Here is a 14,244-nt window from a genome sequence, read left to right on the forward strand (position 1 = left end):
TAGTAGGTGCACAGAACGTCCGGTTCCCACCCAGTCCAACCCGGGACGGTGCGCCGTCAGGTGCGCTTGGATCGCTTCTAGGTCCGTTAAGTGACTTCGTCGGAATTGCGGAGCCAGAGCGAGAAGTGGTCAAGACTGGCTTGACAACATCGAAAGTGTGGGCAGCAAAGCATGTCGATGAACTGCGGCTAGCCGAATCTGCGCTAATGGCAGATACCGCAAATTTCATTCCGTGGTTGGAATGGTCTACGGAGCGCGTTTGGCTTGAGCATAGTAACCGACTCAATGGCCTGTTTGACCCTGGCTACGTCAAACAATTGTCGTCCGTTCTAGATGTTTCAGTCGAAGAACTACATCGAGTCTGGAAGTTGAGTTGCGATCCTGCCGAGCTTATACGCCGACGAAAGATTGGGGACTCGGATCCTGAATTCTTATTAATGCGTCGAGCTTACATTACCTCGGCGTTGATTAGAGGTCGCTTTCACGACGACGTTGCGCGTCGGTCGGGCTGGCAAATTATGCATCACCCGTTCCGCGAGTCAGTTCTTTCTGGAGCAACGTCGATGGTGAAAGCAGAAGAGATTGAGGTATCGAATACGGAAAAGTATATTGCGAATATATTGCTCGCAAGTGCTTACAAGCAACGCTCCAAATTCCGGGTTAGTGCCTGGGTAGAAAATGTGATCCGCGTCCGAAGGGCGGTGACTGCGGGCGCAATTGATACCCGATCAAAAGACTCTGATAGCGTCGCTTTGGATGTCGCGATCAGAGATGTTAGAGAGCTGTCGATCGATTTTCGTAGTAAGTACCTAGATGTATGCCTTGGTGCGAGTGCTTCACTTGGGCTAAGCGGATATACGACGATGCTTGCCCCTTGGGTGGGCTTCGGCATCTCAGCCGCCACCATACTTGGGACCGCCGGTCTAAAGATCGCCACAGATAGACGCCCGGAACTCACCCAGCTGGCCCCGACGAACCAATTAGCCCGACGTAAAAGAAAGCTCAAGGTATTGGCCAACGCGGGGCCCGGCCAGATTAGAAGGATATGGTGATGATCCTACCTTCGTTCACGTTCACTGGTGTAGTGGTCGACCGCAGCCCTAATAAACTCTCGCTGCGAGTCGACGGTGTTCTTCGGCATCTTATCTACTGGAAATAGCTCGCCGACTGTGGGCGTTCCCACAATCTCTACCCAATGAACAATCGCCAGTTCTGTTCCTCGGAGTACTTTGTGAAGTCGGCTTTCAACGTGGGTTGGCCTGCCGACCACTTTCTGGCCAGGTAATTCAGACGCTAGCAGTCTATCAACGCCCGCGCTAATGCTGACATCGTAAGGCCGGATAACGGATCCGGGTGTATGCCAAGCTGACGGCCATATCGGATCGTTTTGATCGCGTTGGGTAAGGAGTATATGGACATCGCCCTCACGAAGCTGCACTGGCACTACTTCGATTACCGAGGTAACGGACAGCCGTGCAATCGCGACGAATACATCCAACGGTAATTTCCCAGGTTCAAGCGCGTTCAGATAATCGCAAATTTCGGACGTATTTGGTTCTCTCGACATATATCTTATTGAAGAATAAGAAATTTACACGAGTCTGTCAACTAAGGTAATCAGTTTCGTTGGGCTCTTAAGGGTTCGGGTAGTGTTTTAGAATCGTTTCCAGGTTAATGAGTGTTTGAACGTGCAAACTACTCACGACCAACCAGCAGAGAATTGGCTTGGACCGAAGACGCAACCCCCATATCGTTTCAGAGACTGCTAATAGCACACGCCGCGCAAGTACACCCAGCGTCTACCAAAAGCAGATGGGGAATTAGGCGCATCCTGTCCTGGTGCCAACGTTGCCCTTGAAGGCGTGCATACTTATGAGTAGCATGGATGACCTATGAGTTGGGTGCAGGCTATCCCGTGGCAGCGCAAGGCGGCGGACTTGCCCTCACCAGTCGTCATTCGTGCGCTGAGCGATGAACATATTCCCTTGGTGCTTGCGGCGTGTGAAGATTGGCAACAGTTGTCTCAATACGGTCCGCCCTACTGGCGGCCACGCAGCCCTGCTGAACTACGCCGCAAGATCGCGTCAACATCAGGTCCACAGCCGGGTGCCGAATACACCTTCGTTCTCGCTAGGGGTGCAGGAAAATTGTTGGGGGAGTGCTCGGTTCACGCAATCGATTGGCGTAGCCGTTGCGCCCAGGTCGGAGTGTGTATCTGGTCACCGACCGACCGGCGGCAAGGCATTGGCCATGCTGCGGTGGATCAATTGGTTGAGTGGGCGATCAGCTACCTGGGCCTAGCGCGTCTCGAGGCGTGGATCGTGGAGGGCAACGAGTCCTCGATTAATCTGTTCCGCAGCCTAGGCTTCGAGTACGAGGGAACTCTGCGTGGCCGCTATTTGCACGCTGGGACGAGACAAAATATGCAGGTTTGGGCTCTGTTGTCGGCTGCATGAGTAGTCCACACCGCTTGCGTATAGGCGCTGAGCTGCAGTTTTGCTACAATAGCTACAAACAATGTCAGCAAAGCGACAACCATCCCTGGCTTCTCGCCTCCGCAAGACCAAAGCGGCGTTCTTAGCTGCGGCCCTCACGCTTCTGGGGCTTCTGCTCATTATGGTCAATGGCTGGGTTGCTGGACTCGATCTTGGCGACTGGGGCTGGGTGCGGGCATTTCCGTTCGGCGAGCTTGGCGGGGTTCTTTTAGGGGCCGGGCTACTTGGAACCTTGTTCGAGTACAGCTTCCGTAAGGATCAAGACGAAGCCACTGTCGAGCAGTTCCGGGACATCATTAAGGAGCAGGCGCCGGCGATGCGAGATGCCGTCATCGAAGGCTTTGCGATTCACCCAGACGACCTGAAGCGTGTCGCGAATCCTGGGCTCTTAGATGACATCGCCTCTAACGCCATGAGTCTTCGCCTCGGCGACGAGCAGTTCGCCCGTGAGATCTACCGGGACATCCGTGACCAAGTAATTCATGCTGTCGAGCGGTGGTCTGACGTCGAGGTTCGAGTGCGTCTCTCTACCGCACCGCAGAAGTCCGCCGCGGATACTCCGCTGTTCGACGTTGTCGCGGAATGGGAGTACACGACCGTTCCCTCCGCGCCGGTGCGCCGTTTCGCGTGCGTTTCCGATCGTGATGAGTACAACGACCTACGGCAGGACGTGCCAGCGACTTCGACGTGGCTGATGATGCCGCGCCCAGGCATGGATGCGAGCAGCCGGAATTGCTATGAACTTCTGGAAGTCACCGTCGATGGTGAGCGGCAGACGATTCGGCGGACTGCTCGAAAGACCGGTCAGACCTACTCCGTTCACCTCGGCCCAGATGCCCTGTCCGGTAGGCCCGTTCGGATTCGCCAGGTGTTCCGTACCGTGACGCCGACGTGGGGTCACCGCCTGTTTTTCGAATTGCCGCAGCCAGGTCGCGACACGTCGCTTACGCTCGACTATACGAACACCGATATTGCGCACATGCGTGTCAGCGACACCGTTGGAGCGCTTGCGCCGCCTCGCATATCTCAAATGCCGAGCTCCGTTCCCGGCAAGGTGATCTCCGTCGAAGCTCCGGGCTGGCTGATGTCGAAATCCGGGTTTGCTTTCACGTGGACGCTGAACTCAGAACTGCCTCGCGACGAGCGTCGCGAGGCAGCCTGACTGATTCCGCTGGATCTATTCGCCGCCGCTCATGCGTGTCTCCTTCCCTACAAGGTCAGGACAAGACGCTACTTATAAGTATGTAGACCTTCAAGTAGCGACGCGGAAACGTAACTGCGCGTTATGGAGGGCGAGCTGCAGCGGATCGTGGGGCGGAACTTGCGCCGGTACCGTCTGGAGCGCGGCTACAGCCAAGAGGCTTTCGCTGACTTTATGGGTGTGCACCGCACCTACATGGGCGGAGTCGAGCGAGGCGAGCGGAATCTCACCTTGCGCACGTTGGAGAAGATCGCCGACTTTCTTGAGGTCGACCCACGGTCGTTGCTCGACGAGCCAACTCCCTGACTGCACCGCCGAGGGTGTCGCCTGCGGCGATCGACTGGTCCGAACAGTGGTGGTCGGAGACAGCCTACGACTCGGGAGACTTCGGAGCGGCGGACTCGGTGGTGAAAGGTGCTGGGAATACGCAGTGTGGGAGACCGATATCCAGGCCGCTTTGCCTGATTGTGTTCGCGACCTCAACGCACGTCTTGGCATCCTGCCACTGCTGATTTCTGCGGAGGTCACTAGCGTTGCCGAAGTACGTGAACGCAACGGCGGCAAGCACTCCGATCGGTACTAACGCGAGGACCGCCAGCGACACCTTGTCTGTCGTTGCGTTGACCGCACGCCGGTTGGTGAGGTCGGCCAACGCGTTGGTCATCACGTACCTCAGTTCGGTGGCGACCAGCGCGGCTTTGGAGCGGGCAAGGTCGGGATGTTCGAGGGTGTACTTGACGTACGTTGTGGCAACCTGCTTATCGGTGATCGCGGGTGTCGCACCGTCAATGGGAGGCCGTAAGAGCACCTCAGTTATCGTTTCGGCTGCCTCGGCTCGTGCGTTCGGTGTGATGTCAGCGGGGTTCTGCCCCCGGTCGGCGAGGATGGTAAACGTGCGTTCGATGACGGTGGCAACGGTGGCGTAGTCGGCAACACTCTGGACTCCATTGAGCACGGCGAACCGTTTGTAGACCTGGTCGACGAGCGCGGCTTCTTTTCGTCCAAGTCCGTCAGGGTTGGTCTGACGGTTTTTCTTCATGTCCTCGATGTCGGCGCGCATGACGATGGGCAGGCTGACCCGCGACAGGCGCAACCCGACGAACATGACTGCACCTAGCGCGACGACCAGCCCTACGGTGGCCGCGATTTGATGGAATGCCCCGCTCTGTGGCAGAAAATCAGTGAGCTTGCCGATGCCCAGGACCGTCAGCAGCGTGGTGGCCACCCCGAGGACTCCCTTGCCCCAGGAATCAGCGCGTTTGCGGCTGCGCGCGACTCCGTCAAGGTTCTGCTTCACAGCCTCTTCAGCGATGTGGCGTTCAGTTTCGAAGAACGCAAGCACTGCGGCGTTCGGTACACCTAGTTCGGCGCCGTCGGTGGAGGATTGCTCATCGCTGCTCTGTTCGTCGCGGACGCCGGCCGCGATCTCTGGCGCTGCCGCGCCACCTGCTGCGGCGTCAGTTGGCGCGTTCGACGCGTTCGTCATCTCGGCTCCTTCGCTCTACTGGGTCATGCGAGAAACTCGGCGACGTCATCGAGTACGCATGAGGGGAGAAAGTCGGCGTCGAGATAGCGCGCCTGGATGTCGGCGCGGGCAGGCGGCCGTTTGAGCAAGGCTGGTTTTCCCGCGCCTTTCTTCCATGCGGCGTCCCACATCATTGCGAGGGTGCGGGCGCCGAGCAGCATGACATCGGCGGTTTCGTCGTGCAGGTCCTCCCACATACCCTGCTGGGTGACCACCAGGGGCCGTCCGTCCACGAGATGGTTTTCGAAGCTGTCGAGGATCCGTTGGGGTGGAAGCACGCCGGCAGCGTCCGCCATGAGTTGCAAAGTCGCTTTAGCTGCAGCTTTGCCGTTGCTACACAACGGGAGTCCGTGACCGTTGGGAAGCTTGCTGGTGATCGCGGTAATTAGCGGTTCCGCGTAGCGCGAGACCATGTCGCTTTCGTAAAGGGAATGCACGCCCTCCCCGTACTTCATTGGCTTACCCTCCTTATCGAGGCGGTCCGTGAGGTTGGCGGGATCACCATCCGCGAGCACGGAGCCGTGAAGAGGTTGGGAGGCGTCGCCGACATAGTGGGCCAGGATGCCTGCGGCGGCAACGAATCCGGTCACATCCTTAGCTTTGACGAATTCGACCATGGCTGAGAAGATCTGCCACACCCGAAGGGGCAGAAGACCTTGTTTGAGGGGCTGCGCATACTGTTTGGCGACGTCGGGGTCGGCGGCGTTGGCCGCCATCGTGGCGTAGAAGTCGTGCCACGCCTTGACGGTGATGTTTTTGGAGTCACCCAAACACAGATCACGCCAACTCTTCCCGTCCGCGGAGAACGGTGCGTCGATGTCTGCGTAGTGGTTGGGATGCTCGGGCCCGTTCATCCCGAGGGTTCCCCCTAGCCACTTGTCGCGACCACCTTGACGCCGATTTTTCGGCGGAGGATCAGTCGGGTGCAGCGGGGGCGGCAGCTTTTTCCACACCTCGTCGGGCACGTCGGCCAGCGGGGTGAATCCGTCAGCCTGCCCGATCTGTCTGAGGGTGTCTTCGAGCGTCTTGCCGCCCTTGATCACATCGAGATCGAAGCTAAGCAAGTTCAATACTGCCTCGTCGGTGAGGAATTCGCGCAGCGTTGCGTTCTCGACGAGGCCCGCAGCGAAGGCGGCGATGCTGTAGTGGCCGACACGCCCCCAGAAGCCGGATACACCGCGGGAGACATCGTTGACTAGTTGCACATCGAGCAGCCGGCACACCGTGCTCAAGTTGCTCGCGACCGCGAAGGTGTGTGTGGCGTCGCCATCGGCGAAGGACTGCCCGCCCCATTCCACCGCCAGCGGGCGCAGCTGCCGTTGCGCCAGCGGCACGGGATCACCGCGACTGTCCGGTGTGAGGTCCAGGTTCCAGATCATCCCAGAGTCGCCGTGCCGAGTGGCGGGACCGTCGACGGGGGCAATGAGATAGTCCCCGATGTAGTCGAATCCGCCAACGGAACGGTAACGGTAGAACAGAGCTTTGATGGTCCCGCGCAGCAGACCTGAGGCGGCACCGAATCCGATGACCTGTCGATCGATGAGCCGCAGCGACAGGTTGCGTTCGTGGGCATCCTCCAGCGGGCCGAGCGCTGGTAGCCCGTAGACGTTGCTGGTCCAGTCATTGATATCGCTAAGGGTGATTAGCCCGACATCAACGGTGGAGTACGAACGGCGGCTGGGGAATTCGGGGTAGGCGTCCGAGAACGGCAGGTTGGTAAGCGTCTTGTCGCTGCTGAGCCCGATCTCGACGCTTCGGCCGCGCAGATGACTTGAGATCGGAGTACCAGCCTTGCCGCAGACGTGGGCGGCGGTCAAGACGTAGGTGTAGTGGCCGTCGCTGACCAAGCAACCAGCCGTCGCCGTGCGCTGAATCCCTTGTGAGAGGACAGTGATCGGGGCACCGCCGCCGAGCTTCCACGCCGGAGGCATAGGCACTCCGGCAGGCGCATGTACACCTGGGCGGTCGGCGTCGCTGGCAAGTACGACGCATACGGGGACCGCCTGCCCGTCGGCAAGGAACAGGGTCTTGGGCACCATCTGGGTGGGGTCGTAGGGTCGGCCGCCACCGAACTGGTCTTCGTCTTCCCACTTCGATACGAGAACCAGCACACAAGGCCAGGAGTAATCCCGCACCTCGGAATTGCCGAAGGTCCGCGGCTCATGGGGCCCTGCGGCGCGGGCCACCTTGCCGTGACTGTCCGGTGGGGGATCGCTCTTGCGGATCAAGTAGTAGCCCACCGCCGTGCCCACCACGTTTCGCTTGTTCATCAAGTGGAAGTGGTAGGTGTCTCGGGCGTGAAGGAGGTCCCCGAGGCTGAGCTGATTGAATTCGTAATGCAGATCGAGCGGATCGGCCGCTGCGTCCTTCGATGCCATCACATTTCCCCGAAAATCGTCGCGGCGGTTGCCACCGCGAAAAGGCCGCCGGTCGTGAGTGCACGACGATCACGTTTTGTATCAACTCAATGCGCACGGGCCGCTCGCCGAAAAGGTAACACCAGGTGGGGAGTATCAAGGTCCAATCACCATAAACGGTTGATTCGATATTCAATTCCATGCTCGAGGTGGATAATGATGCCCTGCCCTACCGCCTGTTCGGCGCCAGGCGGCGCCTGTGGCCGGACCGGGGGAGTTCGTAGAGGCCGGCAGTGGCTTCTGTGAGCTTTTCGACGGCGAGACCGTCGACTTAGTGTGGGAGCCAACCGGGTCAAGACGGGTTCGAATTCCGCGCACTGACCTGAAGCCTTGTGGACGCCCCGCTCCGCGTCGCCGCATCCGCCGCCGTAGCCACAGCATCCAGTTGAGACGGCCCCGGGTCTGCTGTGCAGTCCGGCTCGCGAAAAGCGATAGCGTTGTGAGGGAAGTGAATAGCTCGGGGGGTGTGGGGTGGAGTTTGATTCGTCGGTAGACGTGGATGGTGCGCGGCGTGTGGGGCGCTGGCTTGCGGAGGCACTGGAGCAGATTTCGGGGACGGCTCGGGTGGGCGAGCAGGCCGTGTCGGGTGGGGTGGGCCGCGTGTTGGTGTCGGCCCAGGGGCGTCTGGTGCGACTGGAGTTGGAACCGAAGGCATCTGAGTTGCGCTCGGATCGGTTGGCGGTCTGGATCGAGCAGGCCTATGTGCAGGCGTGTGAGTCTGCGGTGGCGCAGGTTCGCGAGCGCATCAAGGAGGTCACTGCGGCGAATCCTGGACTAGCCGAGTTGTTTGACGTGGTGGACCGGGATTTCGGGCGCTTGAGTGCGACGTTGCGGGCTCCGGTGACGCCTGCTCAACGTGAACTGAAGGAGCGGAACCTCGGACCTGATTGGGAAGAGCCTGAGTGGGATCCCAGCGCTGACCCGTTCGGCCGCAACCGATGACTCGTATACGAGACCGCGGCTATCGGTTCCACATTTCCACGTTGGCTTTGATGGCGCTGCTGTAGTTTTCGTGCGCGGTCTTGGCGCCTTCACGGATCTTGCGCAACCCCTCTTGGAGATCTTCGACCCCTGAGCGCCACTGCGCCTGCCAGTGCTTGTGCGCCTCTTCTGTCTGGCCTTGCCACGGCATGTTGGATACGAACGCTTCGATGGTGTCGACGTTGGTGTCGGTGGCTTTGGTGAACCTGGCCATGTGGTCGATCAGTGAGTCGAGGGCATCGAGGTCGACGGTGTAGGCGTCGTCGCTGCCGCCGGCCACCACTACCGTCCGCCTTCGTCTTGGCGCTGAAACCGGTTGGCGGATTCCATCACCAGACCGGTTGCTTGCTCTAGTGCGACGACGATTTTGTGGATGCCTTGCTGCCACTGTTGCCAGCCCTCGTCGAGCTTGGTCGCCGCGGTGCCGGTCCATGACCCTTCGATGACCTCGTCACCTTCGCCCTTGAGCTGCTCGAACGCCGCTTTGATCTCGGTATTGACGTCATCGATGCCCTGAGCTGAGGTGATCACCCCCGGCACGTGGACATCGAGCACACCATCTGAACCGCCGTTTGTCCCCACTTGCGAATTCCCCCTCCAAACATCACGCACGGATGGTATTGAGCGTGGTTTAGGCTGCTAGCAGCAGTGTAGGGGGCTTCGGGGGAGGGCCAGCGATGGTTGATGTGGACCCGCAGGTGTACTTCACCGCGTCCGCCTCGACACGCTTTGGTGCCCTGCAGCTGGCCGGGGCCCTCAGCACCTTGAGCAGCGGACTGTCGGGATCGGCAGGTATGGCCGGCTCAGACAACACCGGCCAGGAGTTTGCCGGCGGATACGACCAAGCCGCAAGAGACCTCGCCACCGTCCTGGCCGGCCTCGGCGATATGACCGGCAACGCCGCCGACCTCATCAAAGTCAGCGGCGACAACCACGCGGCGGCCAACCGGGCGTCTGCAGATGGATCCGCACCGCCTCCATCGGTGCCCATACCTGCCGCGACCACTACCGCGGTGCCGAACATCCCCTCGGCCTACGGTGGTGGCGGCAGTGAGCCGACCGGCGCGATCGCCACGGCCTGGAACTTCATCCAGGACATGGTGGGCTACGTCTGGCCCAACGGCAGCCCGGAAAAGCTCGAGGCAGCGGCCCAGGCGTGGACGACCGCCGGCAACGCGATCAAGACCGGTGCCGACCCCCTCGACCAAGCCAAAAACGGTCTCAGCAGCCAGGTGTCACCGGAGATCCCGGCCGCGACCGAGCATTTGGCAGACCTCAGAGGCAAGGTCGACGATCTGTCGGGCGCCTGCTTCAACACGGCAACCAGCTGCAACAACCTCGCCCAAGCCATCAGGGACGCCCACCAACAACTCATCGATGAACTCGCACAGTTCGCCGCCGAGTTCGTGGTCGGCGAGGTCATCTTCGGGGTCCTGTTCGAAGTCGGTGGCGAGATATGGGGCAACGCCGCGATGGCCGCGCGGGCTGCCGTCATCGCTCAGCGCTGCGCTCGCATCATCGAAAAACTCATTGAACTCGCCCGCGGCGCGGCCCGCATCGCCAAGGCGGCCGCCGAAGCCGTGGCCAAGGTCGCCGAGAAGGTCAAGAGTGCCGTGGCCGCCATCGTGACGCGGTCGAACACCGACAGAAACATCGATGCGTTGGTGAAATACACCAAACAGGCACTTGATGATTTCGACAATGGCACGATCGGCCTTAGCCAAAAGCAGCTGAAAGCGCTGAGGGACAATCCCAATCTTTACGATGCGTTCAAAGGGAGTGTTCTCGATGCGCAGGTGAAGAAGCTGGTGAACGAGGATGCATCGCTGAGAGACCTAACAACGACGGGCCTTTTCAAATATGGCCCCGACTTCGTCAACGCTGCACCCAAAGCGGGACAGGCACCTTGGTACGATTTAACAACAATGAAGCAATGGGCCGGGCACGCTAAATATGAAGCGACGCACGGCGGACCTGGAGGCGGAATTATCTGGAATTCGCCTGGAGGAGTGACGTATGTCCCGCCAAAGTAGTGAATTGCGCAGCCGTTGGGATGAGGCGACGACAACGTTCGTCCTAGACTCGTTGATGCGCGGGCGGCCGACATCGCCGCATGGAACCTACGACAATCGCGTTGATCTCCGAGGCCTGACGATCGAGGTCCCGAAGCGATCCAAGGTGAACGACAACCTTGAACGCGTCTCGAAGATTTACGAGTTCAACAAGGCGGCCATCAAAAATGTTGATTTCAGTCACTCTCAGCTTCCAGAGTGGCGAGTGCTGACGTCCTCCTTCACCGATTGCCTGTTCGAAAGCTCGAACTTACCCTCCCTGCGGACCTATTCGGCTAAGTTCACCCGTTGCTCATTCCGGGATTCGCTGATGCGAGAAGCCTCGTTGGGTGCTCCCGAAGGTGCGAAGAATTCCGGAGGCGTCTACGAGGACTGCGACTTTACAGGCGCTGACCTCCGAGATATCAATACCGATCACGGCCGATTTACGGGTTGCGTATTTGTTGGAACTCAATGGCGAAATACGCGGATGCTCACCGCGGTCTTCGAGAACTGCGACTTCCGTGAGGCAGTGATCAGCGAAGTCTTCTTCGACGGCCGGAAAATCACGGACAAGGGCCCTGCCGGTCTGGGTGAGAACAAGCTGAAGGGCTGTGATTTCTCGACTAGCCGGCTTGATGGAACGAGTTTCCTCGCGATTGATTTTAGGAATCTGATCCCGCCCCGCGGCAGTCAATATGTGTTGGTACAGGACTATCCAGCTCGGGTCAAGGTTGCAATGGACCGGCTGAAAGCTAACGGGAGCAAGGACGCATCGTGGCTCGCGATGCGCTACGACATGGAATTCAAGGCGTCGACGTTCTTGCCTAGCGACGCCACCGGGATGCTCGACTTCGGAGGGTTGTCGGAATCCGAAGCGAGGTTGCTAGCTGCTGTTTTCGAGGTAGAGGCGCCACCGCTCGCCTGACGATGCTGATGCGAGTGGCGGACGGCGAGACATCAGGTCTTGCCCATTGGCGCAGTACGGCGACGGGTGTCCCGTGTGCCCCCCAACCGGCGCTGAGCGCGAAACTGCGTTCACGAATGAATGCCGCTGATCCAGCCACTTGTGCCGCGGTCCGAGGCCGAGACTTGTGAACCGAAGGCCATAGTGAACCCGAGACGTCTTGCCGGGGCGCCAACCTGGTCTGGCTACATGCACGATCCCGACACCGCATTTAGTGAGGCGGACCTCGGCGGAGGGAACTTTCTGCGCAGGAGGGTGTGAAGTGCGCAGTATGCTCACTCCAGCGTCATTTGCTCGGGGGATGGGGGTCTCATGTCGGAGTCGCTGCGGGTAGTGCCCGAGGATCTGCATTTGTCTGCGTCAACGGTGGATATGCACGCCGACGACATGCGGACTAAGCATGGCACTGCTGATAGCCGTGTTGAGGAGTCGATGGCCGGCCTCCCTGCAGGTGCCGCCGCCGCGTTGGGTGCGAAGCTAACCGAGTGGCAGGCGGCTACTGGCGTTCTCTACGGCAACATGGCGGGCCACAGCGATGGACTCCGCATGGGGGCGATGAACTACTCCCAGAACGACGAGACTGGCGCCGACAACATCACGAACGCCGGCAGACAGATTCCCGAATCAGGTCTTTAGCCACCTGGCATCGTTGTGACGGTTTCGATTGCCGATATCGATCGGTGGGATGCTGGTGATGTCCGGGAGGTGTTCCACGCCACCCGGAGTCGCGCTGAGGCGGCGTTCGAAGCGGCCAACGGTATTGCGACCTTGCCGGCGTTTGGGACATGGGGCGGGACGGCATCGGATGCCGCCAAGAGCGCGATCGAGGCAACACGCAAGGACCTGGACGCTCACGGTAACGAGGCATTAGCAGTGTCTCAGGCCGCATCGCGAGCTGCCGAGGACATCGAGCAGGTCAAGAACGACCTTGCTGCATTCCGTGCGGACGCTGAGAAGCTCGGCATGGCAATCGATTCCGCGACCAGTTCGGTCGTAGCAGGGCCCGGCGCCGCGGGCGCGCCCCCGATGGAGATCGAGCTCAAACGCGAACAGCTCCAGCCACGGCTGGACGCCATCTTGGCAGAAGCGGCGAAGGCCGATACCGAACTGACCCACGCGATCAACATGGCGATTGGCAAGGACCCAATCCCAGCGCAAACGGGTACTGCCGGTAACGGATTGCCGGGAAGCGGCAATGGGCAGCAAGGGCAACCGGTCAACCAACAGTCTGGGACCGCAGGCGCACCTGGCTCAAGCACTGACTTCCTGAATCAGTTGCGCAATGAGATGAGTCAGCCCGGGCCTGGGGGTGTGCCGCCGGCGGGCGTGGCGGCTCCGGCGCTCGATCCTGCTAGCCCGCAAGGCAAGGCTGCTGCCGATCAGATGCGCAAGCTCCTCCAGGAGCAAGGCGTGCCGCCAGATCAGATCGACGCCAGGATCGCCGATGTCTTCGCCCGAGCACAGCAGCCGCTGCCTGCCCCGCCGAAACCGGGGTCGCCTACCAAACAACCGGCACCCGGGCTTGGTGAGCAGCTTGGCGATGCCTTCAACGACTTCACCAATGAGGTTCACGAGGGCTTCTACGATCGGCTCGACCAAACTGTCGGTTCAGCTGAGCAGACGCTGCATACAGCCCAGAATCTGACCGGGACCGGGGGAGATGGACGCCCCGGCGTCATGGACTCGTGGAAACAGGTCTTCGAGGACAACGCCAAGAGCGTGTTGTCTGATCCGTTGCGTGCGATGGCCGGCCCGGGGAACTCGCTTGCAGAGTTCGGCGCGGTTCCCGGCGAGCTCTCGCAGGCGATCGATAATCCAGGCCACTACGTCGGAGAGAAGCTTTTCGACGGGACGGCGATGGCCGCCACGGCGCCGTTTGGCGGTGAAGGTGCTCTGGGGCGGGCGCTGTTCCCTGAGCTGCGCGCTGCCGAACACGGGGTGCTCCCGGAAGTGACCCACGGCGCCACACCAGGTATTCCGCAAAATGTGGTTGACCTGCCGCCTGCAGTCGAGCACCCACTAGGCAGCCCGCTCGGCGGTAGCCATGACCTGCCGAGCGTGGGGGATCACTCGCCGCCCGCGGGGCACCTACCGCCGCACGGTGACCCTGGATCGTTTGGCTATGACGCCGACGGAAACCGCCTACCGTACGCCAACGGCGGCAGGCCCGACTTCGCGCCCAACCAAGTTGAAGACACCTGGCATATCTCACGCAATGAGCAGTTGGGGCAAATTGGCGATGGTCTGCTCGATCTGCCGACGCCTGCGTCCGATCAGCAGTGGGTTCTCCTGCATCCAGATGGCCCCACAGGGGCGGATTGGACGGTTGAGAATGGACATCGCCTCATCGAGTGGCAACCCGGTGACCCTCGAAAAGGGTTGTGGGACATGGGTCACGTCCCAGGCGAGGAGTACCGTATCAGCAAAGACGACTACCTGAGGGGCGATCTGACCTACAAGGAGTTCCTAGATATCTACCGAGATCCGAACAATTATCGGGTGCAGGACCCTTATAGGAACCGATCCCATATTGATGAGGGACCATGAGCAAAAAGATGGGACGGAGTGCACATTGAGTCTCCTATACGCTGCTCAGAGGGCGTCCTA

General features: G+C 60.2%; 13 protein-coding genes. 9 read left to right on the forward strand and 4 right to left on the reverse strand.

Going from position 1 to position 14,244, the window contains the following annotated elements:
• The first annotated feature begins 206 nt into the window (after positions 1 to 206).
• The 4 genes from ACXPWS_RS05060 (at position 207) to ACXPWS_RS05075 (ending at position 4,002) form a co-directional block, all read left to right on the forward strand.
• Positions 207 to 1,052 (forward strand): hypothetical protein, encoded by an 846-nt coding sequence (locus ACXPWS_RS05060; protein ID WP_458711390.1) that lies wholly within the window; start codon positions 207 to 209, stop codon positions 1,050 to 1,052.
• A gap of 840 nt (positions 1,053 to 1,892) precedes the next feature.
• Positions 1,893 to 2,456 carry a GNAT family N-acetyltransferase gene (locus ACXPWS_RS05065; protein ID WP_458711391.1) on the forward strand — a complete coding sequence of 188 codons (564 nt, stop codon included), beginning with the start codon at positions 1,893 to 1,895 and terminating at the stop codon, positions 2,454 to 2,456.
• Positions 2,457 to 2,517: 61 nt separating this feature from the next.
• Positions 2,518 to 3,657 (forward strand): hypothetical protein, encoded by a 1,140-nt coding sequence (locus ACXPWS_RS05070; protein WP_458711392.1) that lies wholly within the window; start codon positions 2,518 to 2,520, stop codon positions 3,655 to 3,657.
• 123 nt (positions 3,658 to 3,780) lie between these two features.
• Positions 3,781 to 4,002: a helix-turn-helix domain-containing protein gene (locus ACXPWS_RS05075; RefSeq protein WP_458711393.1), complete on the forward strand. Its 222-nt coding sequence runs from the start codon at positions 3,781 to 3,783 to the stop codon at positions 4,000 to 4,002.
• A 64-nt stretch (positions 4,003 to 4,066) separates the two neighbouring features.
• Here ACXPWS_RS05075 and ACXPWS_RS05080 read toward each other — a convergent pair whose 3' ends face one another.
• Complete coding sequence (locus tag ACXPWS_RS05080) at positions 4,067 to 5,182, reverse strand: hypothetical protein (protein WP_458711394.1); 1,116 nt, start codon at positions 5,180 to 5,182, stop codon at positions 4,067 to 4,069.
• A gap of 23 nt (positions 5,183 to 5,205) precedes the next feature.
• Entirely contained in the window at positions 5,206 to 7,599 is a 2,394-nt protein-coding gene (locus ACXPWS_RS05085; RefSeq protein WP_458711395.1) for a hypothetical protein, read from the reverse strand.
• 510 nt (positions 7,600 to 8,109) lie between these two features.
• Here ACXPWS_RS05085 and ACXPWS_RS05090 point away from each other — a divergent pair.
• A complete protein-coding gene (locus ACXPWS_RS05090) occupies positions 8,110 to 8,580 on the forward strand; it encodes a YbaB/EbfC family nucleoid-associated protein (RefSeq protein WP_458711396.1) in 471 nt (156 codons plus the stop codon).
• Between the two features lie 19 nt (positions 8,581 to 8,599).
• Here the strand turns inward: ACXPWS_RS05090 and ACXPWS_RS05095 are convergent, their stop codons facing one another.
• Entirely contained in the window at positions 8,600 to 8,902 is a 303-nt protein-coding gene (locus ACXPWS_RS05095; protein WP_458711397.1) for a WXG100 family type VII secretion target, read from the reverse strand.
• Entirely contained in the window at positions 8,902 to 9,231 is a 330-nt protein-coding gene (locus ACXPWS_RS05100; protein ID WP_458711398.1) for a WXG100 family type VII secretion target, read from the reverse strand. The genes ACXPWS_RS05095 and ACXPWS_RS05100 overlap by 1 nt, the downstream gene beginning before the upstream one ends.
• Positions 9,232 to 9,296: 65 nt before the next feature.
• Between ACXPWS_RS05100 and ACXPWS_RS05105 the strand changes: the two genes are divergently transcribed.
• From ACXPWS_RS05105 to ACXPWS_RS05120, 4 genes are all read left to right on the forward strand, one after another.
• Positions 9,297 to 10,652 (forward strand): WXG100-like domain-containing protein, encoded by a 1,356-nt coding sequence (locus ACXPWS_RS05105; RefSeq protein WP_458711399.1) that lies wholly within the window; start codon positions 9,297 to 9,299, stop codon positions 10,650 to 10,652.
• Positions 10,636 to 11,598: a pentapeptide repeat-containing protein gene (locus ACXPWS_RS05110; protein WP_458711400.1), complete on the forward strand. Its 963-nt coding sequence runs from the start codon at positions 10,636 to 10,638 to the stop codon at positions 11,596 to 11,598. Before ACXPWS_RS05105 ends, ACXPWS_RS05110 begins: the two co-directional genes overlap by 17 nt.
• A 351-nt stretch (positions 11,599 to 11,949) precedes the next feature.
• The gene (locus tag ACXPWS_RS05115) at positions 11,950 to 12,273 is read left to right on the forward strand and encodes a WXG100 family type VII secretion target (protein WP_458711401.1); all 324 of its coding nucleotides are present in this window, start codon (positions 11,950 to 11,952) and stop codon (positions 12,271 to 12,273) included.
• A 15-nt stretch (positions 12,274 to 12,288) separates the two neighbouring features.
• On the forward strand, positions 12,289 to 14,184 hold the full coding sequence (locus tag ACXPWS_RS05120; RefSeq protein WP_458711402.1) for an HNH/ENDO VII family nuclease: 1,896 nt from the start codon (positions 12,289 to 12,291) through the stop codon (positions 14,182 to 14,184).
• Positions 14,185 to 14,244: the final 60 nt, after the last annotated feature.

It is taken from the genome of Mycobacterium sp. BMJ-28 (assembly GCF_054404835.1).